This is a genomic window from Pseudosporangium ferrugineum, assembly GCF_003002065.1.
GTDB lineage: Bacteria > Actinomycetota > Actinomycetes > Mycobacteriales > Micromonosporaceae > Actinoplanes > Actinoplanes ferrugineus_A.
In genome coordinates this window covers 1-24907 of sequence record NZ_PVZG01000020.1, presented here as the reverse complement: position 1 = coordinate 24907, position 24907 = coordinate 1, and the positions used below count along the sequence as shown (strand labels likewise).

The following is a 24907-nucleotide window of genomic DNA, read 5'->3' as shown; positions in this document are numbered from 1 at the left end:
TTTGGCCGTGGAGGAGCCGGAGGAGGATCTGGCCCGGCTGTCGGCCTTCGCCTATCTGACCGCTCCGGAGCACGCCGACTACCTGGCGATCATGCGCCTGTTCACGGCCTCGCTGATGGCGGATCTGTCCGCGCAGCAGGTCGTCGAAGGGTTGGCCGGGCGGGGCGTCAACCTGTCCCTCGACACGGCCGTGAACCGCCTGGAGAAGTTGAAGGGCTGGGGCAACCTGTTGCCGAGCTCGCACACCGTGCGGGTGAAGAGCATCGAGGAGTACCAGCGGGCCCGGTCACGCTATCAGCTGTCACCGCTGGGTGAGCGTGTCCAGCGCCAGGCCGACGAGGTGCTGTCGAGTGCCGACACCGCCCGGGAGATCAGCCGCGAGCTGCTCGGCCTCATCAACGTCGGCCTGGCGAACCTGGCCGACCGGGTCGCGGCGCCGGGAGGCATCGACGGCACCACCGCGCGGGAAACGGTCGCGACGGTGTTCGCCCAGTTCTGGGCGTTCCGGGACTCAGTCCGCGACTTCTATGCCTTTCTCGGTCAGGTGCTGGCCCGGTACGACCTCGACACAGGCGAGTACGCGGGCTTCAAGGACCTGCTCCTCGACTACATCGAGTCGATCACCGAGGAGATCGTCCTGCTCGCCCCGCGCATCGAGCGGCATCTGGACCGGTTGTGGCCGCACCTGCCCGCCCTGATCGCCACCCTGCGCGCCGACGGGCTGGCCGGCGCGGCGGCCGGAGCCGGAGTCGTGATCCAGGCCGGTCGCGGACAGGAGGCGGCGGACTGGGCCGGCCTGCGGGCCTGGTTCGCCGATGTGGACGGGCGGCGCAGCGAGGTCACCCAGCTGCGCGATGCCACCCTGCGCGCCCTGCAATCGCTGCTGGCCAACGCGAAGCGGCTGGTGCGGTCGACAGGCCGGGGCACCTCGCGACGACGGGAGTTGCTGCGCCTGGCCGCCTGGCTGGACGCGGCGGACGAGGACAGTGCCGCGGACATCTTCTCCTCGGCGTTCGGCTCGCACGGCGCGCGGCACCTGGGCATCGCGCCGGAGCCGGAGGCGGTCGTTCCCGCGACGACCAGCTGGTGGCCGGTGGCTTCGGTCGAGGTTCCGGTGGCGCTGCGCGAACGGGGGGTCCGCGCCGCCCGCGGCCGGGCGGCGGGGCTTCCGGACCGCAGCGCCCAGCAGCGGGCCCTGGTCGAGGCCGCCGCGGCCGAACAGCAGAGGCGGGCAGCGGCGGCGGCCGAGCTGCTGTCGGCCGGGGACGACCTGGGCGCGGTGTGGCTCTCCGCACCCGCAATCCAGCTCGTGCTGGAGCTGACCGCGCGGGCGCTCGGCGCCGGCGACCCCGCGCTGGGCGGCGCCGTCACCGTCCTGGACGACCTGGAGTTGCGATGCGAGCTGATCAGCAAGCCTCGCTCGATCCTGACGTTGCGTTCCGTGACCGGCGACTTCACCATCGAGGACCTCGGCATCGTGATCGGTCGCGTGGAGACCCCCGGTGACTGACGCACCCGACATCGCCCTCGCCGCCGAGCGTCGCCGCGCGGTGCGTGCCCTGCTCGCCGCGCCCCTGCTGTTGCGCGAGAACGCCGATTTCCCGCTCGTACGCCGGCACGCGGAGTGGTTGAAGAACTGGTTCGGCAACTTCCTGGGCTACCGGCTGATCGTCGAGGCGGGCTTCGCGCGGCTGTTCAAAACCGGCCTGGGTCCCGGTCTCGGCCGGCCGCTGCTGCGGGACAGCGGCCCCTTCACCCCGCGCATGTACGCGTACCTGTGCCTCGCGGTCGCCGTGCTGCTCACCGGGGCCGAACAGATCCTGCTGTCCAGCCTCATCGCCGACATCCGGGCGGCGGCGGCCGAGGCGGGCATCGCGCTGGACGAGGCGCAGCGCCCGGCCGAGCGACGGGCCCTCAGCGCCGCCCTGCGCCGGCTGATCGCCTGGGGCGCCCTGCGCGAGGAGCAGGGAACCGTCGCGGACTACGCCGAGGACCAGCACGTCGAGGCGCTGCTCACGATCGATCGGGACATCGTGGCGCACCTGCTGGCGACGCCGCCGGGTCGCGCCGGGTCGCCGGCCGAGTTCGTCCGCGCCGCCGCGGAGGCCGGGCCGGGTGGCTCACGGCACGCCGTCCGGCGGCGGCTGATCGAACATCCGGTGACCTATGTGGACGATCTCGGGTCTGCTGACCGCGCCTGGCTGCGTCGCGAGCAACGCCGCGACGAGCGTGCGTACCTGGAGCACCTGGGGTTGCTGACGGAGTTGCGCGCCGAGGGTGTGGCCCTGTTCGATCCCGACGACGAGCTCACCGACGTACGTTTTCCCGGCAACGGCACCGTGGCGCAGGCGGCCCTGCTGGTCGTCGGCCGGCTGGTCGAGGAGCTGCGGCCGGCTGCCGGGACGCTCGTCGTCGGCGTGCCGATCCCGGACGGCCACCTGGACCGGATCGTCGGCGAGTTGACGCAACGCCACGCCCGGCGCTGGGCGGCGCGGTACGTCAACGACCCGGTCGCACTCCGCGAGGAGGTCGTGGCCCTGCTGGCCGGCATGGGGCTGCTCGCCCGGTCGGTGCCGACGATCGCCGACACGGAGCCGGATGAGACGACGACGGCAGACCGCCCGGTGCCCGCGCGCGGGGTCCGCGGCGACGGACCGGACGGCGGCCTGGTGCTGCTCGCGGCCGCAGCCCGGTACGCGACGAGCGAGGAGGTTCGTTCATGACCACGGCCATCGCCGTCGCCACCGAGGCCCCGCCGGCCCGGGCGCACCGTTTCCGGCTGCACCGCGCCGGCATCAGCAACATCTGGCAGTACGGCGAGCAGGTCTTCGACTTCGAGGACGGCCGCCTGCTGTTGCGGGGCAAGAACGGCGCGGGCAAGTCCAAGGCGCTGGAGATCCTCCTGCCGTTCCTGCTGGACGGTGACACGAAGCGGCTCGACGCGACGGGCGCCGGCCGGACCACCTTCCGCTGGTTGATGAGCGAGGGCGCGACCGGGGTCAACCGGCAGGGCCACGCCTGGCTGGAGCTGCGGCGAATCGACGAGGAAGGCGCCGAGCGGTTCCTCACGCTGGGCGCCGTCGTCCGGTGGTCGTCGTCGACCGCCGAGGCCCGGCTCGCGTTCTTTCTCACCCCGTCGCGGGTCGGCATCGACGTGGACCTCGTCGTGGACCACCAGCCCGTCCCGGTCGACCGGCTTCGGGAAGCCCTCGGCGAGGGCGCGATCTACGCCACCGCGCGCGACTACCGGGCCCGGGTCGGCCGTGAGGTCTTCGGCATCACCGACGCGGGCCGCTATCGCAATCTGGTCCACCTGCTGTACCGGCTGCGCCGTCCGACGGTCGGCGACCGGATCGAGGCCGGCCAGCTGACCCTGGAGCTGAGCGAGGCCCTGCCGCCGGTCGACGACGACGTCCTGGACAACGTCGCGCACAACCTGGACGACCTGGAGTCCGTACGAGCGGACCTGGGCCGGCTCGAGGCGACACACGCGGCGCTGGCGGAGCTCATGACCTCGTACCGGGGCTATCTGCACGGCGAGCTGCGGCGCCGGACCCGTACGGTGGACGAGGCACTCGCCGAGCTGCGGCGGTGGCGCCGGCGAGGCGGCCAGGCCGAGCGGGAGGTCGATGCCGCTCTCGAACACGAAGGCCGGGCGCAGCAGATCCTTGATCGCTGGTCGCGCCAGGAACGCGAGAGTCGTGCCGAGCTCGCGGCGCTGCGCGAGAGCGCGGGCTACCGGGCGGTCCAGGAGCTCGGCCAGCGCCGCGTCGCCGTCGAGGCGCTGGACGCCGCGGCCCGGGCGGCGGCACGCGCGGCCGCGGCGGACCGGCAGACGGCCACCGGGGCAGCGGAGCGCCTGGCCGCGGAGTCGCAGCGGCTGGCGGAAACGACGACCCGGCTCCGCGACGGGCATCGGCAGCTGACTGCGCTCGCCGCCGAGGCCGGGCTGGACGTCGGCCACCTCGCCGTGGTGCCCGAACTGCGCGAGGGGCCGGCTCCCGCGGAACCCGCGCTGCGGATCCTGCTGCACGACCTGGCCTCGGAGGAGTTCCGGCGGTACGGCGAGCGGCTCGCGGCGGCCGAGGCGGCGGTGCGGGGACGCCGGCACGCCGTACAGGAGGTGCGGCAGCTGCTGGATCAGGCCGGAGCCGCCGACCGGGCCGCCACCCGCGCCGAGGCCGACCGTGACCTGCTCGACGACCAGCACGCCCTGGCGCTGGGCCGGCTGTCCGACGTGACGACCGGCCTGCTCGAGAACAGTCGAGCCTTCGCTCACGCCGTACGGGAATGGCTGGCCTCGCCGCACCTGGCGGAAGCCGGCCTCGCCGGGGTCCGGGGTCTGCTCCTGGACGAGGACCCCCTCGCCGAGACCGTCCCCGCCGAGGTCCGCGCGGCGGCCGAGGCGGCCGCCGAGCCGCTGCGGGCAGCGGCACAGGGCCGGCGTGACCTGCTGCTCACCGAGCTGTCCCGAGCCCGGAGCGAGCACGACGAGGCGAACGCGGAGCACCGCAGGTGGAGTGAGCTGACCGATCCTGAGCCGCCGCCGACCCGGTTCCGCGGTACCGCCCGGACACCGCGGGCGGGCACGCCGTTGTACCGGCTGGTGGATTTCGCCGGGCACCTCGATGCCGGGCGCCGGGCGGGACTGGAGGCGGCCCTGGAGGCGAGCGGGCTGCTCGACGCCCTGGTCGCCACGGACGGCACCGTGCTGGACCCGTCCGGCGGCGAAGTGCTGCTGAGGCCCGGCCCCGCCGTCCGCGGGCCGTCGCTCGCCGGAGTGCTGATCCCGGTCGCCGGGGGCGACGGGGTGGAACGCCTGCTCGCCGGCATCGGGCTCGGCGCCGGATCCGGCGCCGCGAGCTGGATCGACGATGCGGGCCGCTGGCAGCTCGACGTCGTGCGGGGCGCATGGACGAAACCCGCGGCCGAGTACGTCGGCGCGGCGAACCGGGAGGCGTTGCGCCGGCGTCGGCTCGCCGAGCTGGAGCGGCGCCGTACGGAACTCTCCGCCGAGATCGACGGGCTCGAGACCGGCCTTGCCGAGGAGGATCGGCGGCGGGCCGGTCTGGCCGAGGTCCTGCGACAGCTGCCCGACGGGATGGATCTGCGCGCCGGGTGGAGCCGCCGGCAGGAGGCCGAGACCACGGTGAACCGGCTCGGACGCGAGGTCGCCGCCGCCCGCCGCCAGGCTCGGGAGCTGCGCACCACCGCCGACCGCCGGCGCGGCGAAGTCCGGGCCGCGGCCGAGGCGCGTCTGCTGCCGGACGACCGCGACGAGCTGAGCGCCGTGGACCAGCGCCTCCGGCAGCTCGGCGCCGACCTGCCCCGGCATGCGGGGGCGGCCGGTCGGTTCGCCGCCGAACTCGACCAGTACGCGTCCCTGATCGCCCGCCACGCCGAGGCGGTCGGTCGGGCGGCCGGCACAGCCGACGAAGCGGAGGCCGCGGCCGGCATCCACCTGGCCGAGGCACGGGCGTACGCCGTACTCGAAGAGTCTCTGGGCGCCGAGCCCGCCGCGATCCTGCGGCGGGAGGAAGACGCGGTGAGCCGGATCCGCGCGGCCGAGGCCGGCGTGCCGGCGGCGCGCAGGGACTACGAGGACGCCCGCGACCGCCGGGTACGCGCGGAGAACGAGCGCGACCACGCCCGCGCCGAGCTGACCCGTCAGGAGGATCTCGCGCTGCGGGCCGGCACGGACCTGCCCCGGGTCCTCACGCTGCCCGGCGTCGCCGAGGCGCTGACGCTGTCGCCGGCCGTCTCCGTCGACGAGATCACCGGAACCCCCCGGGACCGGATCCGCCGGCTCGACGAGCTCGCCGGGCAGTTGCGGGAGGCCCTGGACCCGCCGCGGCACGACGTCGGTGAGAACGCCCTGCACCAGCGCTACAACGACGTGCGGAACCGGTTGGCGGGCGGCTTCGACCTGCTCTGGGAGGACCGCGACGGAGTGAAGGTGATCGAGCTGGCCGACGACCTCGGGCAGCACCCGGTGGCGCAGGCGACCGCCCGCCTCGGCGCCGAGCTGGACCACAAGAGATCCGCGGTGGCCGAACGCGAGGGCCAGGCGTTCGAGCGTTTCCTGCTGGGCGAGCTGGGCGACGCGCTGTCGCGCCAGGTCCGATCCGCGGAGAGCCTGGTCGCCGTGATGAACAAGACGCTCGCCGAGGTACGCACCTCGCACGGTCTGGGCGCACGCCTGGTCTGGACCCTGCGCGACGACGTGGACGCGGACCTGCGGACGGCGGTCACCCTCCTGCGCACCCCGTTGAACCTGCGGACCAGGGAGAACAACGACCGCCTGCGGGAAGCGCTGGCCCGGCGCGTGGAGGACGCGAGGCGCGCCGACCCGTCCGCCGGGTACGCCGTGCACCTGCGCGCCGCCCTCGACTACCGCGCCTGGTTCGCCTTCACCGTCAAGGTCACCGACCAGGCCAACCCCGACCGCGAGCGTACGCTGTCGGCGCGCACCGCGATGTCGCAAGGCGAGCAGCGAGTGGTCTCGTACCTGGTGCTCTTCGCCGCGGCGGCCGCCCACTTCACCTCGGTCGGCGAGGCGCACCCGCAGGCACCCCGGCTCATCCTGCTCGACGACGCGTTCGCGAAGGTCGACGAGCCCACCCACGGCCGGCTCCTCGGACTGCTGGTCGACCTCGACCTCGACGCCGTGCTGACCAGCGAACGCCTGTGGGGCTGCTTCCCGGAGGTGCCGTCGCTGGGCATCTACGAATGTCTGCGCGACCCGGCCCGCAACGGCGTCGCCACGTTGCACTTCCGCTGGGACGGCCGCCGCCGGACGGTGCTGCCGGCATGATTCCCGCGGGTGCTCTGGCCTATCTGCAATCGCCTCAACTCCTCCCTCTGTGGACCACCATCCACCGCCGCCTGATCCGCAACGGCCGTACCGCCACCGGACGGCTGACGATCAGCGGGCTCGACCCGGAGCAACGCTCAGCGCTGGGCGAACTGCTCGACCGCGTCGTCGGCACGCAGATGACCATCGACTTGGCGACGCTCGATCGCCGGCTGCGGAACTCGGCCGCGGGCGTCGGACTGCTCGCCGTGGTGGAACAGATCGTCGGCCCGGTCCCCGACCGCCGCGCCGACGCGGCGGCCTCGGCTGCCCGGCGGTCCCTCCTGCGTGACCACGCCGACGCCGCCCTCGTGGCCGCCGGCCTCGGCGACTGCGCCTGGGCGCCGCCGTGGCTCGACTGGCTCTGGCGGCAAGGACTCCCGGCGCGCCTCAGCTCCGAGGACGTCCGCCGCCTCGTCGACCAGGCGTCGAGCGCGCTCGGGCTGACCGTCGGAGTCCACGCCCGCACCTGGTCCCGTGGCGAGCTCGCCCAGACAGTCACCGGCACCGCCCACGGCCTCGACGACGACACTCCCCTGGCCCGCGTCGTCCTTCGCGGCCTGGCCCTCGCCCTCACCGCGCCTTTCCCGGCCAACGCCGAAGCCCGCCGCGCCCTCTGGGACGCTGCCGGTGTCACCGGCGACACAGTCGCGACCACCGTGCTCACGTACGGCCTGCGCCCCGCCGCGGACCCCTGGCTGTGCCACCGCGCCGACCGCCACGCCGAAACCCACCTGACCCTGCGGGAGATCCGCCGCCTCACACCACTGCACGTCGCCCCGCAGACCATCTACGTCTGCGAAAATCCCCGCGTTCTCGAAGCCGTCGCCGACGCGGCCTGGGACCGCGCCGTGGTCTGCACGATGGGCAACCCGACAACGGTCACCCTGGCCCTCCTCGATGCCCTGACCCGATCCCCCGACGTCGTCCTCGCCTACCACGGCGACTTCGACTGGCCCGGCATCGCCATCGCCACCCGCATCTTCGCCCGCTACCCGGCCCGGCCCTGGCGATTCACGGCGCACGACTACCGCAGCGCGGTCGCCCGGGCCCACGACCACGGAACCCCGCGCCAGCCCCTCACCGGCCGGCCGATCCCGGCCCCCTGGGACCCGGACCTGGCGGCGGCCATGACGGACGCGGGGGTCGCCATCCATGAGGAGGCGGTCCTCGAAACCCTGCTCGAGCCGTGACCGGCCGTTGCGCGGACGCGGTCAGACCAGGCCGCCCTGGTAGGCGATGACCACCGGCTGGGCGCGATCCCAGGTTCCCGTCCTGCCCGATCCGGCGGGTCGCCTCCAGGCCGTCCATCTCCGGCATGCGCAGATCCATCAGTACGACGTCAGCCCGTTGCGTGCGGGCCACCTCGATCGCCTCCCGGCCGGTGGCGGCCTCACCGACCACGTCGATGTCGGGTTCCGGGTCGACGAACATCCGGAATCCGGCCCGCGCGGAAGACCGCCGTCGTTGCATACCCCCTGGGGTATAGTCGCAAGAGCGAGCCGATCACGAGAGGGAGTGGAGCATGTGTCGTCAGGTCACCTGCCGCAGGTGCGGCAAGACCACCTGGGCCGGCTGCGGCCAGCACGTCGAGCAGACCCTGCGGGGAATTCCGAAGGCTGAACGCTGCGCCGGCCACGAGAACGAGCCGCCGACCGGGCTCCTGGCGCGGTTGTTCCGACGTTGACCAGGCGGGATCATCAGCGCGCACGCCGAGCGTTCGCGCCGAGATGCCGCCTCACCGACGGCAGGGCCGGCATCAGGGCCAGCAGGACACCCACCGCGCCGTAGACGGCCTCGAGCCAGGACCGCGCCGGGAGGAAGGCTATCTCCACGCCGCCCGCAACAGCCGTGATCCCCAGGAAGACGAGGAGGCCGAAGACGGCTCGGACGGCCATCGGCCGGTGGCGGGTCACCGCCCGCCACCTTCCCGTCGGCGATCTGGTTCGTGCTGGCCGGCACCGTCCCGCTCCGCACACCACGGTCCGCCCACACCTGACTCCCTCCGCCGCCGGTGACCGGCTCCCACCGCTGCCCCCACGATCCGCGTGCCGAGCCGGATCGGTCAGGGCCGATGGGCCCGCGGCGACGGGTCTGACCGTGGAGCCGGTCGCGGGGCGGCCTCGCCGTCGGGCCGCCGGCTGGGCACACCCGAAGGCCCGGCCTGCCGACGGTCCGGCGCGGCGTCGTGGCCCGCCGTGCGACCGGCCGGCCGGACGTCAGAGTTCGCGGCGGTCACCGAGCCGGACCGCGCCGGCCAGCGCGAGGACGATGAGGATCAGCGTCACCGCGAGGCCCGGCAGATAGTCGCCGGGCGCCCGGCCGGCGGTGAGCTCGCCGAGGGCGCCCAGCAGCCCGGTCGGAAGCCACGTGCCCACCCGGGCGGCGCTGCCGAGGATGCCGGTGAGCAGCAGGACGGCCAGCGCGCTGCCCGCCGCCGCGAGGACGCTCCGCACCAGGGCGGCCATGAACGCCACGAGGGCGACGGCGAAGGCCAGGGACACCGACCCGTAGGCGATCCCGGCCAGCATGGCGCCGGCCGGTGGGGCGCCCAGCAAGATCGCTGTCTCGTACCAGGCGCAGGCCGAACCGAGCAGCAGGCCGGCCACGGCGCCGGCGACGTTGATCGCGTACGCCGGCAGGACGATCGAACGTACGCCGGCGACCCGCGTCCGCAGAAAGACCGCCATCTCCCGGCGTGCGTCGAACGCCAGCGCCGACGCCGAGACCAGGACGACGACGAGCAGACCGATCTGCGACGCGTTGCCGACGAACTGTGTGATGCCGTCGGCGGGCGTGGGCTCGGGGAATTGCACCTGAACGCCCTCGGTGCCGATGGCACCGAGAATCCGACCGAGGTAGCGGGCGGTGAGCGGGCCGGTCAGGCCGAAGAACGCGTACACCGCCAGGAGCGCGACCAGGCGTCGCGTCCGCACCAGACGCAGCAGTTCCAGGCGCCACAGGGTCATGACGTCAGCTCCAGGAACACGTCCTCCAGCTCGGCCTCGCGCGGGCCGACGCTGATCACCCTCGCGCTGGACTCGGCGAGCACGCCGGCCATGCGGGCCTCCGCCTCGTCCATCGTGCGTACCCCGACGATCAGCGCGGCGCCGGCCGGGCGTACCGAAGTCACCCAATCCTGGCGCCGCAGCAGCGCCGCGGCCTGATCGCCACCGCTTCGCAGACGAAGCTCGACCGAAGGCGTCGCCCGGCCCACCAGCAGTTGATCCAGGCTGCCCTGAAAGAGCAGGCGGCCGTCGCGCAGGATGCCTATCCGGTCGCAGGCCTCCTGCACGTCGGCCAGGATGTGACTGGAGAAGACCACGGTCGCGCGGCCGCGCAGCCGGGCGATCAGGTCGAGCACCTCCCGGCGGCCGGCCGGATCGAGGGCGGACGCCGGCTCGTCGAGGAGCAGCAGAGACGGTTCGCCGACCATGGTGGCGGCCAGTCCCAGCCGCTGCAGCATGCCGCGCGAATAGCCACCGGCCCTGCGGTCGGAGGCCTCGGCGAGCCCCGCCTCGGCCAGCACCTCGTCCACCTTGCCGGCCGGCGTCGAGGGGGCCAGGCGGGCGGCCAGCGAGACCACTTCACGGCCGGTGAGCCACGGATCGAACTGTGGTGTGTCGGGCAGGGTCGCGACCCGGTCACGCGCCACCTCGAGCCGGACCGATCCGCTGGTCGGACGACGAAGCCCGGCGAGGATGCCCAGGAGCGTGGTCTTGCCCGCGCCGTTCGGCCCGACCAGCCCGTACACCGAGCCGGCCGGGACGGCCAGGTCGACGCCGTCCAGAGCGGCGTGTGCCGCGTAGCGCTTCGTCAGCGCCGAGGTCTCGACGATCATCGGTGGCCACGGCCCACGAGCAGGTAGACGATTCCCCCGAGCGGGATCGAGATCACGCAGATCAGCGCCCAGGCCCACTTGGGGAGGTAACGCACCTGGTGGCGGGAGATGTCGTAGAAGCAGTAACCGACGAAGGCCACGCCGAGCAGGATCAGCGGCAGGAGCGCAAGGGTGGTGTCGCTCATGGCACGAGATGGTAATGCGCCGCAATGATGCGCCCCGCCCGCACGGGACAAGATCTGCCGGAGCGCGGCCTGGGCAGTGAACCCGCGATGGCCTTCCCGATCAGCGGCACGGGCACCGTGCATCGACGGGATCATTCGCGGGTGCATAATTCTGGATCACCCGCAGCGCCATCACCGTGATCCAGGGACTCGGAGTGCCGGCGGGAAGCGGCGGCACGTAGGTTGCACCCGGGTAAGACCGGCTGGTGCCGGCGCCGCCGGTCGAGGTCACACCAGCACGCGTTCCCCGTCCCGCGGTGTCACCGCACACCAGCCGAGTTCCCGGTCGATGCGCTCGGCCAGGGCCGCCGAGGCGGGCGGCTCGCCGTGCACCACATAACACGTACGGGGCGGCGCCGGCGCGGTCTTCAGCCAGGCGAGCAGCCCGCCGGCGTCGGCATGGGCGGACAGGTCGTCCACCCCTACCACCTCGGCACGGACCGGAACGTACCCGCCGTACATCTTCAGCGTCCGCGCGCCGTCGAGCAGGGCACGCCCACGCGTCCCGGCCACCTGGAAGCCGGGCAGCAGGATCAGGTTGCGCGGCTCCGGTGCCAGGTGTGCCAGGTGGTGGACCACCCGCCCCCCGGTGGCCATACCCGACGCGGACACCAGGATGCAGGGCGATCGCGGCTCGTTGAGCCGGGCCGATTCCTCCGCCGTGCTCGCCAGCCGCAGTTCGCCAGGGTCGAACGGATCGGTGGAGCGCGTCCGGATCTCCGGGCGGATCTCCGGTGCGCCGTCCCGCACCGCCTGCCGGTACACCTGGAGGGCGGCCAGCGCCATCGGGCTGTCGACGAACACCGGAACCGGGGGCAGCCGGCCGGCCGTCATCAGCTCGCGAAGCGCCATCAGCAGCACCTCGGTCCGGTCGATCGCGAACGCCGGGATGACCACGACGCCGCCACGGGCCAGCGCCCGCCGGATCGGTGCGGCGAGCCGCTCCAGGTCCCGCGGCGGGTGCAGCCGGTTTCCGTACGTGGACTCCACGACCATGGCGTCCACGCCGGGCGCGGGTTCGGGGCCGGTGAGCAGGGGATGGTCGTCGCGCCCCAGGTCGCCGCTGAACCCGAGACTGCGCGCACCGACGGTCACCCGGGCGATCGAGGAACCGAGAATGTGGCCGGCCGGGGTCAGGCAGACCGCCACTCCCGGCGCCACGGCCTGCTCGTGGTGGTACGGCACCGGCCGGAGCAGCCCGATGGCCTTCTCGGCGTCGGCGCTGTCGAACAACGGCTGCGGGTCGGGGTGCCGGCTGTAGCCGCGGCGGGAGGCGTACCGGGCGTCCTCCTCCTGCAGGTGGGCGGCGTCGCGCAGGACGATCGGCGCGACCTGCGCCGTCCACGTCGAGCAGTACACCGGCCCGGCGAAGCCCTGCCGGACCAACCGTGGCAGCCAGCCGACGTGGTCCAGGTGCGAGTGGGTGACGACGACGGCGTCGAGCCCGGTCACGGGCACGGGGAACGGCACCCAGTTGCGCCGGCGCAGCGAGCGCTCACCCTGGAACATCCCGCAGTCGACGAGCAGCCGCACCCGATCCGCCCCGACGAGAAAGCGGCTGCCGGTGACCGTACCGGTCGCGCCGAGGAACTGAAGTGATACGTGGCCCGATGCCATGGCGTTGTCCCCCTTACGACCTTCACCGTCACGCTGCTCCGGCCGGACGCCGACGACCAGTGCCGAACGTCCCGCGGGCCGTTGCCGGCCTCGGCGACCTTCCCGGGCGAGGGGACTTTCGGCCGTGGTGACCACCGGCCTCCGGAGTGACGCTGGAGGGGTGACGGAGGGAAAGCCGATGTCTGGTTACGGTGGCGGCATCCGCCAAGAATCCGAACCGTACGCCCTGAACGCCGGCCGCTTCTGGGCCAGCAGCATCGCCACCGCGGTCGTCGCGGCGCTGCTCACCGTCGTGGGCGTGCTTGTCACCCGGGGGTTGTTCGACGTCGCGATCCTGGCGCCGCGCAGTCACGGCGTCTGGGGCGGCGCGCCGACAGTCACCTACGCGGCCGGCGCGGCGGTCGTGGCGTTGCTCGCCGCCGGGCTCATGCACCTGCTCATCCTCACCGTGGCCGAGCCACGCCGCTTCTTCGGTTGGATCATGGCGTTGGCCACGCTGATCGCGGTCATCATGCCGCTGACCCTGGCCGACCGGAGCGGCCCACGTATCGCCACCGCCGTGATCAACCTGGCGATCGGCATCGCCGTGGCGACCATCGTGGACGGCGTCGCCCAAGCGACCCGGCAAACGCCCGGAACACACCCGTCCAGGGGCGAGGTGAACACGACCGATCGATCGACACGGGTGTGAGCCCCGGCTCGCCTGCGCCTCGGCGACACGTTCACCCGCCTGGCCGCCGGCTTCCGGATCGGCGGGAACACCGACGGCACGGCATGAGCGTGCAGATCATCGCGGACGCCGCAGGCCGGCTGGTCTGGACTTCGGCGGCCCTGCCCGGCTCCGCCCATGGCCCGGCCGCGGCCCGCACTCACGGCATCATCATCACCGCACTGACCCGCGCCCGAAGTGATGACTCGGTCCGCCGCCCATCCGAGCATGGCAAACGGCCGCGCCCGGTCGCCCCGGGCATCGGGCATCGGGCATCGGGCCGACCTTCGCCGGCCGGCGCTGACGCAGAGGCGGTAGCCCACCCGTCCGCGAATCGCTCGCTCGCACGGACGGACGGGCTACCCCTTACCCCGGGCGGGCCTTACTTTCGGGGGGTTTTGATCTCGGGCTCGTCCGGGCGGCCGGGGCCGTCCGAGTCGTCGTCCGATGGCAGCGGCTGGACGCCGGCCAGCGAGCCCGGTCGCAGGTTCGCGTCCGACGGCTCGGTCGTGCTGTGCGCCCATTCGGCGAAGAAGCCGGTCAGATTCTTGCCGGACACCTGGGCGGCCAGCTTCTCGAAGTCCGGGAACGACGCGTTGCCATCCCGGTGGTCGCGCTGCCAGCGCTTCAGCGTGCCGAAGAACGCGTCGTCGCCGACCATCCGGCGCAGCGCGTGCAGCATCATCGAGCCCTTGTCGTAGAGCGCCGGGTGCAGCTCACGGCCGGGTCCCGGGTCGTACAGCCTGACCGACCAGAAGTCCGGGTCGTCGAGGGATTGCCGGAGCATCGCGGCGTAGAAGAAATTGTCCAGATCGGAGTCGTACTCGGCCTCTTCCCAGAGCTGGTTGGCGTATTGCGCGAAGCACTCGGCGATGCAACCGTCCCGCCAGTCGGTGAACGACACGTTGTTGCCGAACCACTGATGCGCCAGCTCATGGCTCAGGCTGACGTCGAAGAATCCACCCTGGAACGTCGGGCGGCGTTGCGTTTCGATTGCCTGCGGCACGTTGCCCGCTTCGACGCCGTTGACCGCGATCGCTCCGACCGACGCGAAGGGATACGGGCCGAAGAGCTTGCTGAAAAGCTTGATGATCTTGGGTACGGCGGCCTCCGACTCCGGCCGCGGATCGATGCCGTCACCGTACGCGAAGAGCATCGGCGTCCCGTCCGGCATCTTCGACCGGCGTACCGTGAATTTGTCGATCGCGACCGTGGTCAGATAGGTCGCCACCGGCCGGTCCTCGTTCCACCGGAACACGGTCTTGCCCTTCGCCGTGCGGACCGGCTCCGGCTCGCCGTTGCCGATCGCCGTCCAGCCGTCCGGCACGGTCGCGGTCAGGTGGAAGGTGGCCTTGTCCGACGGGTGGTCGTCGGCCGGGTACCACGACGTTGCCGAGTGCGGCTCGCCGAGTGCGAGTGCGCCGCCGTTCGGATACACGTGCCACCCCTCTCCGGTCGGCTTCCCGCCGTACCGGATGCGGGTCTTGAATTGGGCGCCCTTGACGATCGCCTTGGCCGGGGTGATCACCAGCTCGTGCGCGCCCTCGCGGCGGAATTTCGCCGCACGGCCGTCGACGTCCACCGCGGACACCGTCAGGCCGCTGAGGTCCAGGTGGAACTCGGGCAGCTTCGCGGTGGCCTTGATGGTGAGCGTGGTGTCACCGCTCAGCACACCCTTGTCCCACCCGATGGCGACGTCGTAGTGCAGCACGTCCACACCCGGATTCCCGTCGTCGGGGAAGTACGGATCGGCCACGGTGCTCGCCGAAGCGCTGGGAAGGGCGATCCAGGTCGCGACGCCGAGCAGGGCCGCGGTCGTCGCGGCGACGATGATCTTGTTTCTCATGCCAGCCCCCAGACCGCGTGGATCATCGTGTTGGCGCTCAGCGTCTCGACGTCCGGCTTGATGTTCTCCACCCGGTCGCACGCCCTGTGATAACAGTCGTCGAGGCCGGTGTTGAAGCCGCTGACCGGGATGCCCCTGTCCCGGAAGCTCTGGCCGTCCGAACCGCCGGCCGGAATGTCGATGGTGTTCCGGTTCTGCGTCTTCAGGTAGTCGTAGATCGGCTGGGCGGTCCCGTCCTCGAAGTCGATGACCATGTACGACCCCGCGTCGTTGATGCCGGCCATGTCCACGTTCAGGTAGGCGGCGATGTGCTTGATCTGCACCGGCGACAACCTGTCCAGGTAGGCCTTCGAGCCGACCAGGCCCTTCTCCTCCGCGCCCCACCACGCGAACCGCAGGTGCCGCTTCGGCTTCAGGTGCGAACGGGCCACCGCGACGGCCGTCGCCAGCACCACCGCGGACCCCGAGCCGTTGTCGTTGATCCCCGGCCCCTCGGGCACGCCGTCCAGATGGGCGCCGACCATCAGCGTCCGCTTCTCGTCACCACCCGGCCAGTCGGCGATCAGGTTCACGCCCTGCACCCTGGTGTGGAACCCGTTCGCGTCCAGCACCTGTTTCACCGCCTCGACCGACTGGCGATAGCCCGGCGTGCCGTCGGCCCGGTTGCCGCCGTTACGGTCGGCGATCTGCTGCAACATATGCAGGTACGGCATGACGTCGCTCGCGGTCACGGTCGGTGGTTCCTTGTTCGCCTCACCCGCCGACGCGACGGCCACCGTGCCCGCCACAAGCGCGCCCGCCGCCGCCACCGTCAGAAGGACTCTCGGAATCGACATGCGCGGCATGCTGCCGCACCAATGTCAGGAACCTGTTTTACGAAAGGGGCGATCCACGCCATCCGGCACGACGCCTTGTTGACCAGCGACTGGTTCACCTCGATGCGGTGCGAGGCCGGCGAGGCGGTTCCGTGCGGTGAATCAGGATCCGCGAAGGATCAGGTCGCCGTTGTCCGCGGCGCTGCTCTGCCAGCCGTGGCCTGATGCCGTTCGCTCGGATCTCAGCGCCTGTGGCCGGCGGAGGCGTAGTCGGCCCACACGGAAACGCCGGAGACCCCCGTGGTGCGAGGGCCTCCGGCGAGGCGGTTCCGTGCGGTGAATCAGGATCCGCGAAGGATCAGGTCGCCGTTGCCCGCGGCGCTGCTCTGCCGGCCGCTTGTTTCACCGGCGCGTTCCCCCCGACTTTATCCCGCTGGCGTTTCGTTCAAGCCCAAGCCGCGCAGGACGTCATCACGGTTCGCGTTCGCACGCAGCGCGGTCAAGGACTTCAAGCGGCCCAGCAAAGTCGTGGAAGACGCAGGGCACTTCAAATCCTGAATCGCCGACAACGTCTTCTCAAAACGCTGGATACGGCTCTCAAGATCCGTTCCACCCGGAAGGCTCGCATTCTTGAGCGCCACCTGCGCGTTCACCTGCGCCTGAGTGGGCGGGCAACGACCGGGAACATTCACCCCGGTGGGCCCGACACGGTCGGCCGTCGCGTTCGGATCCCCCGGACTGAAACCCAGCGCAGGCACCAAAGCCTCAATGCCACCGGAGCCGGCTCCGGCGTTCCCTGTAGCTCCACCCGCGGCCGCGTCACCGGGTCCTGCGGCGGCCGCCCTGTCCGCCGGCGTGTCGTTCAAACCCAAACCGCGCAGGACGTCATCACGGTTCGCGTTCCCACGCAGCGCGGTCAAGGACTTCAAGCGGCCCAGCAAAGTCGTGGAAGACGCAGGGCACTTCAAATCCTGAATCGCCGACAACGTCTTCTCAAAACGCTGGATACGGCTCTCAAGATCCGTTCCACCCGGAAGGCTCGCATTCTTGAGCGCCACCTGCGCGTTCACCTGCGCCTGAGTGGGCGGACAGCGACCGGGAACATTCACCCCGGTAGGCCCGACACGGTCAGCCGTCGCGTTCGGATCCCCCGGACTGAAACCCAGCACAGGCACCAAAGCCTCAATGCTGCCGGAGCCGGAGCCGGCGTTGCCCTGTTCGGCGGCCTGGCCCATCCCCGTGCCGACCGCGAGCGCCGAGCCGAGCAACACTGCGGCGGCACCTCCAACCACCAGCTTGCGCGTCCGGCTGCTGACTCCGCGTCGATACATGCACGGCTCCTCGTAGTCTCGGTACTGCTTGTGCCGAGATATACGAACAACGATGTGCAGCAGTTCATGACGCTGAGCAAGCGTTCCTTAAAGTTTCTTTAACGAGCTCCCGGGGCGTGCAGCCGCCAGCCACCTTCCGGCTGAACGAGCGATCGAGCTGTCGGTCGAGCGCGGCGACATTGACGCAACTCCACGCCTACGCCGCCGGTCGACTCGCCGAGCGCGGTGACTTCGACCCACTGAGTCGACCTGTTCGCCGCCGTCGGCGGGCTCGCCGACGGCGGCCACCGTTCCACGTCGGCCGGGTCAAGGTCAGCGCGTAGGACGGGCAGCGCGCCATGTTGCCGACCTGCACCATCCGACAGCTGACGGCCCACACCCGGCCGCAGGAAGACGAGCTGACGCCAGCACGCGTCACTCTCGCCAACTACGGGAGCGGCGCCTGTCCGCCGAGCCTGCGTCCGGATCTGCCGGTGAGCAAAACTCGATCATGCCGTGAAAGGGCTTGTCCCTCACGTTGCGTCATGCCACATAGTCGGAGGCGTGGAGGAGCACCTGACCGTGGGACGTGTGGCGGAGCTGGCCGGCGTAAGCGTCCGCACGCTGCATCACTACGACGAGATCGGCCTGTTACGGCCGTCGGCGCGGACCTTCGCGGGATACCGGGCCTATTCCGCGGGCGACGTGGAGCGGCTGCGGGAGGTGCTCGCCTACCGGCGGCTGGGCTTCGGATTGCGAGAGATCGCGGATCTGGTTGATGACCCCGCCACCGACGCGGTCGCGCACCTGCGCCGGCTGCGTGGTCTGCTGCTGGAGCAGCGTGACCGTGCTGCTGCCATGGTGAAGGCCATCGACAGAGAACTGGAGGCACGAGCAATGGGCCTCAGGACAAGCCCGGAGGAGCAACTCCAAGTGTTCGGCGCGCAGCTGTACGACACCATCGGGTCCGCCTACCCGGCCACGCGACGCACCGAGCCGCGAATCGCCGCGCGAATCTGGGGCGCGCTCGGTGACGCCCAAACGGTATTGAACGTCGGGGCGGGCACCGGTTCCTACGAACCACCGGACCGTGACGTCACGGCGGTGGAGCCGTCGGCGGTCATGCGAGCGCAACGTCCCCCAGGTGCCGCAGCGTGCGTCGCGGCCGGAGCCGAGAGCCTGCCGTTCGAGGACCAGTCCTTCGACGCCGCGATGGCGGTCAGCACCGTACATCATTGGCCGGACCCGGTCGCCGGCCTGCGGGAGATGCGGCGGGTGGCCCGCCGCGTGGTGGTATTCACGTACGACGCCGACAACACCGGTTGGCGGGAGCGGTTCTGGCTCACCCGCGACTACCTGCCGGAGTTCGCTGACCTTCTCATCGGCTGGCCGTCCTTGGCCGACCTGACTCAGGCGATCGGGGGCCGAGCGGAGCCGGTGCTCGTCCCATGGGACTGCGCTGACCGCTTCTTCGAGGCGCATTGGCGCCGACCCCAGGCCTACCTGGCTGAGCACGTACGCCGCGCGGTATCGGTATGGACCCGGGTCGGACCGCAGGCCGAGCAGCGGGCGGTGGACGAACTCCGCAATGATCTGACCTCTGGCCGTTGGGCAGAGCGTAACCGCGACCTCGTCGCCCTCGACACGGCAGAACTCGGTCTTCGTCTGCTCGTAGCCTGAATAGCCCTCCCCGCAAGCGCGCCAGCGAGCTGACCGACGAAGATCCCTGCCCTGCGTGAGGCACTGACCGACCGTTTCGGCGAACACCACGCGTTCCTCTGCCGCACGATGATCGATCGCATCGACGCCGTCACCGCGACCGTCACCACGCTGACCGCCCGCATCGGACAGGAGATCGCGCCGCTGCAGGCCGAGGTCGAGCGACTCAGCACCATCCCCGGCGTCGGGACTCACCATGCCCAAGTCATCCTCGCCGAGATCGGCGCCGACATGAGCCGCTTCCCGACCGCCGCGCACCTCGCGTCCTGGGCAGGTGTCTGCCCCGGCAACCACGAATCGGCCGGGAAACACGGCGCCGGCACTACCCGCAAAGGCGACTCCTGGCTCCGCGACACCCTCGGCGAGGCCGCCGCCGCGGGATCGCGCACCAAGAACACCTACCTACAAGCCCGCTACCGCAGGATCGTCACCCGCCGCGGCAAGAAACGCGCCCTCGTCGCGGTCGGCCACAGCATCCTGACCGCCATCTGGCACATGCTCACCAACGACAGCGACTACCAGGACCTCGGCGCCGGTCACTACCTCAACCGCCTCGCCCCCGCACGCCAAGCCCGACGCCTGGTCAACCAACTCCACCAACTCGGCTACCAAACCGTCGTCACACAAACCCAGTGACGGTTCATTTTCGACTCAGTCCCCAAGATGGGCGGCGGCGGGTGGTTCGATCGGGCTCCTGGGCGGGCGCTCGGTGGGTCACCGCGACATCGATCGACATGCGTCCATCATGGTGGTCCCCGTTGCCGCGGCCCACCGGTGATGACCCCGTTGTCCGGGCCGCCACCCCTGAGGGTTCTCCCGGACGGTCGCGCCTGCCATCAGGGGCGGAGGGCCCGGTGGACGAGCGCGGCGGTGAGCACCACCATGGCAGCGAGACCGGCGTAGACGCCCCAGCCGACCTGCTGGGTCAACCCGTCGATGCGGATCAGCACCAGGTCGTCGCGCACGATGTCACCGACATCGCGGGACTCCGCGCCGGCCGCGGCCCAGCCCATGCCGCCACCCCGGACGAGGTGCGGAATACGCACCCACGTCACGACGGTGACCGCGGCGGCGGTCGCAGCGAGGCCCACGGCGCTCCATCGGAGCCCGGCCCCGAGGCCGCCCGGACGAAGGCCGAAAAGACCGGCTCCGGCGGCGAGCAGGCACATGATTACCGCGATCGCCCACCAGGTTGAGGACGTCCATGCGGTCGCCGTATTGGTGTCCCAGCCGTCCCCGTCGGCCCAGCCGGTACGGAACCACGGCAGCAGGCTGGCACCGGCCACGAGCAGGGCCGCGGCGCCGATCGACCAGCCGCGACGGATCACATTCATACCGGCGGAATATCCCGATTCGCGGCGGAAGTCAACCGTGGAGATCGACGGGCATGAGTGGCAGGCTCGGTCTCGCATCTATCGACGTCGACGCGGCTACGGGGGCAGCGTCCGACGGCGCCGTCGTGCACTGCGCGCCTCACCATGCCCTCGTTGTCGCACGAGAGGAGCACGGGTGGGAAAACTCCGATCCCGATGCGCAGTCGTCCTCGCCACGGTCGTGGCCGGCAGCGGTATGGCCCTGGCGCTCGACGCGCCTGCGGTCGCGGCGGCGCCCGCGCCGGACCCGGTTGCCATCGGGCAGGCCGAGGACGGTGACCTGCAGGTGCTGGCGACCGACGCGGACACCGCCGGCGCGCAGGTCAAGGTACGCGCCTACAAGAGCGGGCTGCCGGCAGCGGTCAAGGCGCAGCGGTGGACCTTCGAGGTGGTCGCGGCGGGCAACCCGCCGACCTACCGGATCAAGCACCTCTCCTCCGGGCTCTGCCTGCAGGAGGCGGCGGCCAAGGACGGCGCGAACGTGGTGCTCGCCGCGTGCGGCACCGGCACCAATCAGCGATGGACGAACGGGACGGCGCAGTCGTGGTCGCCGGCCGGCTTCGATCTGCGCAACAAGGCCGACGGGCGCTGCCTCGACCTGTACGCCAGCGCGGACGGGCAGCCGGCCACGATGTGGACCTGCGCCTCGTACTACACCACTCAGTTCTGGCGGGTGCGTACCGGCGGTTTCGACTGCGGTTTCCGGTCCGAAACCGGGTTCTGCGTCACCAATCAGCCGCCGGTGCACGGGGTGATGCTGAACTTCCGGCAGCAGCCCGTCTCGTTCACCGGGCCGCCGTCGGACCCGGAGTGGGGCTCGGGCTACAACGAGATGTCCAACCAGGTGAACTGGGATCCGCTGGACGCGAGCAACGGCAACCCCGGGTACGACTATGCCGAGATGGGGTGGCGCGGGGCTTACGACGCCGACACCGGCAGCACGGCGCACGGGGCGTACTGGTTGGAGGTCGGCGTCGAGACCGAACAGTCGACGCAGGAATTCCACGCCATCGTCCGGCCGGACTCGACCCTCGCCGACGGCTCGATGCACACGTGGATGAGCCTCGGCAACGATGCCGGCGAGTGGGACGTCTTCTACGACTTCAACCTCGTGGGTACGACCCGGTTCGCCGCCGGCAACCGCACCGGCGACCTCGAGCACGGCCTGTTCACCCAGTACGCCGAGTACGCCTCGCTGGCCACTCCGTTCGAGAATCGGCTGCAGCTGTTGGACGGCAACGACGTCTGGCACCGGCCGTCGCTCGGGCAGGTGTCGGGCTTCCCGGCGAACATCTGCGGGCTGCCGGACCCGTTCTCGCTGGAACTGGGCGAGGCGAACACGCCGCCGTACTGCTTCACGTCCTCGGTAACGCCGCGCAGCACCGGCGAGGTCGACCGCGTCACGCTCGGCAAGCCGGCGTCCGGGACGACGGCAACCGCCGCGCCGGCACCTCGTACGGTCGGAAAGGCTTTCCACAACGGCGTGGACCAGCGGGCTCTCGCGGCCTGCCTGGGTGACGACCCGGCCCGCTGCCTCAAGACCGTTCCGGGGCTGGCGCGGTGCGTCGCCGCCCGCGAGCAATGTAACGCGCTGTCGGCGCGCGCCCACCCCTCAGCGCAGCGCCGCACACCGATTGTCTCCGCCGAGGCGCGGAGGCTGGCCGACGCCGACCTGCACGGAAAGGCAGGCAGCAGCCGCGTCACCACCATGACTGTGAGCGCCGCCGGGCGAAAGGGCGTCGCCCTCGAGGGCACATCCGCGAGCACGAAGGTCCACGTCGTCACCGGCGACGCGCGCGTCGACGGCCTCGGCAAGAAATCCGACCGTACGTACCAGGGCTACACGATGGCCTACGACGCCGCCGACGGCCGGCTGCTCTACGCCTGCCTCGGCTCGGCCTGCCCCCGGAAGGAGCTCGCGTGAGCAGAAGACTCGCGACCCTGCTGACCGCCGCGGTCGCCTTGCTGGCCACCGCCACCCCGGCCACCGCCGCCGCCCCCGGGCCGGATCCGGGCGGCTGGGTGGTGACGAAGTCGTCCGGCGGCACACGTACGCCCGAAACCGCCGCCCCGCAGACCAGCAGCGCGCTCCCCGTTGCCCTACCGCAGGACGACGTGAAGCGGATCTGCCGCGCCGAGCACGCGGCGCAGGCCTCGACCCAGCAGGGCTGGATGATGGACCGGTTCAACCGATGCCACATCGGCCACCGTAAGGTGGAGCTGCGCTGCAAGGGCTGTTCCACGGTGATCGCCAGCGTCGAGTTCGACTACACGCTGGTCGGCATCGCCCAGAATGGCACCCGCAAGGCCGACTTCTATCTGACCTTCGACAACTGGAAGCCGCTCGGCGGCGCCGAGCGGGAGACCACGCCGATGCGGGTCGGCCTGACCGGCTGCGGCAGCCTGGTCACCTGCAATCCGTCGGGTGCGGAGATCACCCAGCCGCTGGGCCAGTGGGCGGCGGCGCCCCGCCTGTGGGTCACCATGACCTCGCCGGACGACACCGGGATCGGCGCCGACTTCCGGGCCTCGTCGCTGGTGCGGCTCGGGATGGCGATCATCCCGGTGAACCCGCAGATCGACCCGTGGATCGAGAACGACATGACCACGGCCGACCTGCGGTTCGACTCCGCCGGCGCCGTCGCCGGCAAGCACCACGGTGCGGTGTTCTCCGACGTCGTCCCGACCTACGACCTGGCGGCGATCGCCCGGGCGGACAACTGGGAGTCCGGCGTCGAGGAATCGGTCCAGCACATCGACGATGCGCTGCACAACCCGGTGCGCACCTGGCCGTCCTTCCTCGGCAAGAGCCCGCCGGGCGAGTACCGGCCGTCGGCCGGCGCGAACCAGCGGCCGCTGCACCGCCTGGTCGACAGCAACCTGCAGAGCACCAACCGCGAGTGGGCGCGCAAGGTCTGCGTCGACGTCTGGGGCGAGGGCTCGGCCACGCCGAACCTCAACTGCGACGAGTATCCGATGGCGTCGACGCGGGAGGGCGCGTACACCGGAAGCGGCGGAGCGGACGGCAATGCCAACGGCTGGCAGACCTGGCACGGCTCGGCCCGCCTGATCGGCGAGGTGGATAACCAGGACTCCGGCCGACTGTACCTGAACAACGGGTTCTACCAACCGCAGCGCATCATCGACGGAGACGCGTTCTTCGTCGCGATCACCCGGTGAGAGAAGGCGGCGGTGACGTCCCGGGGCGTCACCGCCGCCCGGACAAGGAGTCAGGTTTGACGGCGACGGTCGAGGCAGTGGTCCAGACAGCGAACGGCATGATCCTGGTACGCGACGTCGGCGTGGACACCCGCGAGGACCAACGCGCTGCCGCCGAGGCGGCACGGATCCCGGGCAGCCGGGGCCGCGCGGCGATGATCGCCGCCGCGGGTACGGTGCTGCAGCTGCGGTGCGCCCACCAGCTGACCCGCCCCCGGGTACGGCTCGAGATCGGAGCAAACGACGGGCCGTACGAGCTGACCGTGATCAGCGGCCGGATCGCTGTCGACACGGGTGACGGGCTCGCCTGCGAGATCCCGGCGGCGCCCGGTACCTACCGGGTGGCGGTCGAGCACCAGGGCCGCGAGGAGCTTCAGGCGGCGGCCCGTGAGGTCGAAGCCCGGACCCAGCACGCGGACGCGGCTGCCACCCACGCCGGGTGGCGGGAGCTCGACGGGATGGAAAGCTACCGGGTGCTGCTCTGGCCCGCCTGACCCCCCGTCGTCCGCACCCGTCCTGCTCCCGCACAGCCCCGGGGCCTGCACCGGTGCCACCGGACCGTCGAAACCTGCACCCCTCGATCCGTGCAGGAAGACGAATTCGTGGCAGGACATCGCAGCATGCTCGCCGGCGCATCGGTCGCCGTCACCGTGACGCTCGGGCTGGCTCCCGCAGGCGTCGCTCAAGCGACCACCACGACCTCCACGGTCACGACCGTACGGACGTACGCGACCGACGACACCTACGTCTCCAGCACCCGTCACGCCACGACCTTCGGGGCGGCCGACAAGCTGGTGGTCGGGCGTAGCGGAGGCGAGACGCGGACGTCGTACCTGAAGTTCACCGTCCGGGCCCTGCCCGCCGGTTCCCGGCTGACGGGGGCTCAGGTGCGGCTGCCGCTCGCCGGCAGGCCGCCGGCATCGACGTTGACCCTGCTGCGGGTGCCGAGCACCCGCTGGTCGGAGAGGACCCTCACCGCCGGTCGTGCGCCCCGCGCGGGCTCCGTCGTCGGTCGCACCACGCTGTCCGCCAGGAGCACGGTCGCCGTCTTCGACGTCGGCAGGGTCGTGACCAAGCCGGGGACGTACGCCTTCGCGCTGAGGTCGTCTGCCACCGCCGCGGTGACCCGGCTGCGCTCCGTCGAGTACGGCGACCGCACGACCGGCGGGCCGGAGATCCGTCTCACGGTACGCCGAAGCGTTGCGGCGCCGGTCCCCGCAGCCGGCGGGACCTGCACCGTGGACGCGCTGCTCGTGCCGTCGTGCGGGGTGCTGTGGGGCGCGGCGGCCGGCGGCTTCACCGACACCCCGCGTGACCAGGCGCTGAAGGCGTGGGAGCAGACCACCGGACGGACCGCCGCGATCTTCCACGCATACCACAA

General features: G+C 71.6%; 22 protein-coding genes and 1 pseudogene. 13 read left to right on the top strand and 10 right to left on the bottom strand.

Annotation, left to right across the window (positions count from 1 at the left end):
- The first annotated feature begins 7 nt into the window (after nt 1–7).
- From CLV70_RS31450 to CLV70_RS31435, 4 genes are read left to right on the top strand one after another with little or no spacing between them, the layout of a single operon-like run.
- Nucleotides 8–1510 carry a TIGR02677 family protein gene (locus CLV70_RS31450; RefSeq protein WP_158277859.1) on the top strand — a complete coding sequence of 501 codons (1503 nt, stop codon included), beginning with the start codon at nt 8–10 and terminating at the stop codon, nt 1508–1510.
- A complete protein-coding gene (locus CLV70_RS31445; RefSeq protein WP_106130261.1) occupies nt 1503–2723 on the top strand; it encodes a TIGR02678 family protein in 1221 nt (406 codons plus the stop codon). The genes CLV70_RS31450 and CLV70_RS31445 overlap by 8 nt, the downstream gene beginning before the upstream one ends.
- Nucleotides 2720–6814 (top strand): TIGR02680 family protein, encoded by a 4095-nt coding sequence (locus CLV70_RS31440; RefSeq protein WP_106130260.1) that lies wholly within the window; start codon nt 2720–2722, stop codon nt 6812–6814. The genes CLV70_RS31445 and CLV70_RS31440 overlap by 4 nt, the downstream gene beginning before the upstream one ends.
- Nucleotides 6811–8046, top strand: coding sequence for a TIGR02679 family protein (locus tag CLV70_RS31435; protein WP_106130259.1), 1236 nt, complete (start codon nt 6811–6813; stop codon nt 8044–8046). The genes CLV70_RS31440 and CLV70_RS31435 overlap by 4 nt, the downstream gene beginning before the upstream one ends.
- Here CLV70_RS31435 and CLV70_RS42040 read toward each other — a convergent pair.
- Nucleotides 7934–8326, bottom strand: coding sequence for a response regulator (locus tag CLV70_RS42040; RefSeq protein ID WP_211303962.1), 393 nt, complete (start codon nt 8324–8326; stop codon nt 7934–7936). The genes CLV70_RS31435 and CLV70_RS42040 overlap by 113 nt on opposite strands.
- Nucleotides 8327–8378: 52 nt before the next feature.
- Between CLV70_RS42040 and CLV70_RS40195 the strand changes: the two genes are divergently transcribed.
- Nucleotides 8379–8540 carry a hypothetical protein gene (locus CLV70_RS40195; RefSeq protein WP_170148684.1) on the top strand — a complete coding sequence of 54 codons (162 nt, stop codon included), beginning with the start codon at nt 8379–8381 and terminating at the stop codon, nt 8538–8540.
- A 13-nt stretch (nt 8541–8553) separates the two neighbouring features.
- On the opposite strand, the gene CLV70_RS31425 is transcribed toward CLV70_RS40195, so the two are convergent.
- The 5 genes from CLV70_RS31425 to CLV70_RS31405 all read right to left on the bottom strand — a co-directional run bounded on the left by CLV70_RS31425 (nt 8554) and on the right by CLV70_RS31405 (nt 12535).
- A complete protein-coding gene (locus CLV70_RS31425) occupies nt 8554–8769 on the bottom strand; it encodes a hypothetical protein (RefSeq protein ID WP_106130258.1) in 216 nt (71 codons plus the stop codon).
- Nucleotides 8770–9072: 303 nt separating this feature from the next.
- Nucleotides 9073–9822 carry a hypothetical protein gene (locus tag CLV70_RS31420; RefSeq protein WP_106130257.1) on the bottom strand — a complete coding sequence of 250 codons (750 nt, stop codon included), beginning with the start codon at nt 9820–9822 and terminating at the stop codon, nt 9073–9075.
- A complete protein-coding gene (locus tag CLV70_RS31415) occupies nt 9819–10694 on the bottom strand; it encodes an ABC transporter ATP-binding protein (protein WP_106130256.1) in 876 nt (291 codons plus the stop codon). The genes CLV70_RS31420 and CLV70_RS31415 overlap by 4 nt, the downstream gene beginning before the upstream one ends.
- The gene (locus CLV70_RS31410) at nt 10691–10879 is read right to left on the bottom strand and encodes a PLD nuclease N-terminal domain-containing protein (protein WP_106130255.1); all 189 of its coding nucleotides are present in this window, start codon (nt 10877–10879) and stop codon (nt 10691–10693) included. Before CLV70_RS31410 ends, CLV70_RS31415 begins: the two co-directional genes overlap by 4 nt.
- A 267-nt stretch (nt 10880–11146) precedes the next feature.
- Complete coding sequence (locus CLV70_RS31405) at nt 11147–12535, bottom strand: MBL fold metallo-hydrolase RNA specificity domain-containing protein (protein WP_106130254.1); 1389 nt, start codon at nt 12533–12535, stop codon at nt 11147–11149.
- A 127-nt stretch (nt 12536–12662) separates the two neighbouring features.
- Between CLV70_RS31405 and CLV70_RS31400 the strand changes: the two genes are divergently transcribed.
- Together CLV70_RS31400 and CLV70_RS31395 are read left to right on the top strand one after the other, a co-directional pair.
- On the top strand, nt 12663–13226 hold the full coding sequence (locus CLV70_RS31400) for a DUF6069 family protein (protein ID WP_146164221.1): 564 nt from the start codon (nt 12663–12665) through the stop codon (nt 13224–13226).
- A 65-nt stretch (nt 13227–13291) separates the two neighbouring features.
- Nucleotides 13292–13438 (top strand): annotated as a pseudogene (locus tag CLV70_RS31395) (IS5/IS1182 family transposase); the annotation flags it as partial.
- A gap of 188 nt (nt 13439–13626) precedes the next feature.
- Here the strand turns inward: CLV70_RS31395 and CLV70_RS31390 are convergent.
- The 3 genes from CLV70_RS31390 to CLV70_RS31380 all read right to left on the bottom strand — a co-directional run bounded on the left by CLV70_RS31390 (nt 13627) and on the right by CLV70_RS31380 (nt 17236).
- Nucleotides 13627–15090 (bottom strand): M1 family metallopeptidase, encoded by a 1464-nt coding sequence (locus CLV70_RS31390; protein ID WP_106130252.1) that lies wholly within the window; start codon nt 15088–15090, stop codon nt 13627–13629.
- Complete coding sequence (locus CLV70_RS31385) at nt 15087–15926, bottom strand: M20/M25/M40 family metallo-hydrolase (RefSeq protein WP_106130251.1); 840 nt, start codon at nt 15924–15926, stop codon at nt 15087–15089. Before CLV70_RS31385 ends, CLV70_RS31390 begins: the two co-directional genes overlap by 4 nt.
- A gap of 404 nt (nt 15927–16330) precedes the next feature.
- Nucleotides 16331–17236, bottom strand: a complete 906-nt coding sequence (locus CLV70_RS31380; RefSeq protein ID WP_106130250.1) for a hypothetical protein — start codon at nt 17234–17236, stop codon at nt 16331–16333.
- Nucleotides 17237–17779: 543 nt separating this feature from the next.
- Between CLV70_RS31380 and CLV70_RS31375 the strand changes: the two genes are divergently transcribed.
- On the top strand, nt 17780–18895 hold the full coding sequence (locus tag CLV70_RS31375) for a MerR family transcriptional regulator (protein ID WP_106130249.1): 1116 nt from the start codon (nt 17780–17782) through the stop codon (nt 18893–18895).
- A gap of 108 nt (nt 18896–19003) precedes the next feature.
- On the top strand, nt 19004–19570 hold the full coding sequence (locus CLV70_RS31370) for a transposase (protein WP_106130248.1): 567 nt from the start codon (nt 19004–19006) through the stop codon (nt 19568–19570).
- Nucleotides 19571–19770: 200 nt separating this feature from the next.
- On the opposite strand, the gene CLV70_RS31365 is transcribed toward CLV70_RS31370, so the two are convergent.
- On the bottom strand, nt 19771–20268 hold the full coding sequence (locus CLV70_RS31365; protein WP_106130247.1) for a hypothetical protein: 498 nt from the start codon (nt 20266–20268) through the stop codon (nt 19771–19773).
- Between the two features lie 175 nt (nt 20269–20443).
- Between CLV70_RS31365 and CLV70_RS31360 the strand changes: the two genes are divergently transcribed.
- The 4 genes from CLV70_RS31360 to CLV70_RS39300 all read left to right on the top strand — a co-directional run.
- Nucleotides 20444–22231, top strand: coding sequence for an RICIN domain-containing protein (locus tag CLV70_RS31360; protein WP_146164220.1), 1788 nt, complete (start codon nt 20444–20446; stop codon nt 22229–22231).
- A complete protein-coding gene (locus CLV70_RS31355) occupies nt 22228–23487 on the top strand; it encodes a NucA/NucB deoxyribonuclease domain-containing protein (protein ID WP_106130245.1) in 1260 nt (419 codons plus the stop codon). The genes CLV70_RS31360 and CLV70_RS31355 overlap by 4 nt, the downstream gene beginning before the upstream one ends.
- 56 nt (nt 23488–23543) lie before the next feature.
- Complete coding sequence (locus CLV70_RS31350) at nt 23544–24020, top strand: hypothetical protein (protein ID WP_146164219.1); 477 nt, start codon at nt 23544–23546, stop codon at nt 24018–24020.
- Between the two features lie 108 nt (nt 24021–24128).
- The coding region (locus CLV70_RS39300) for a CBM96 family carbohydrate-binding protein (protein WP_245908576.1) at nt 24129–24907 on the top strand (779 nt) is incomplete at its 3' end.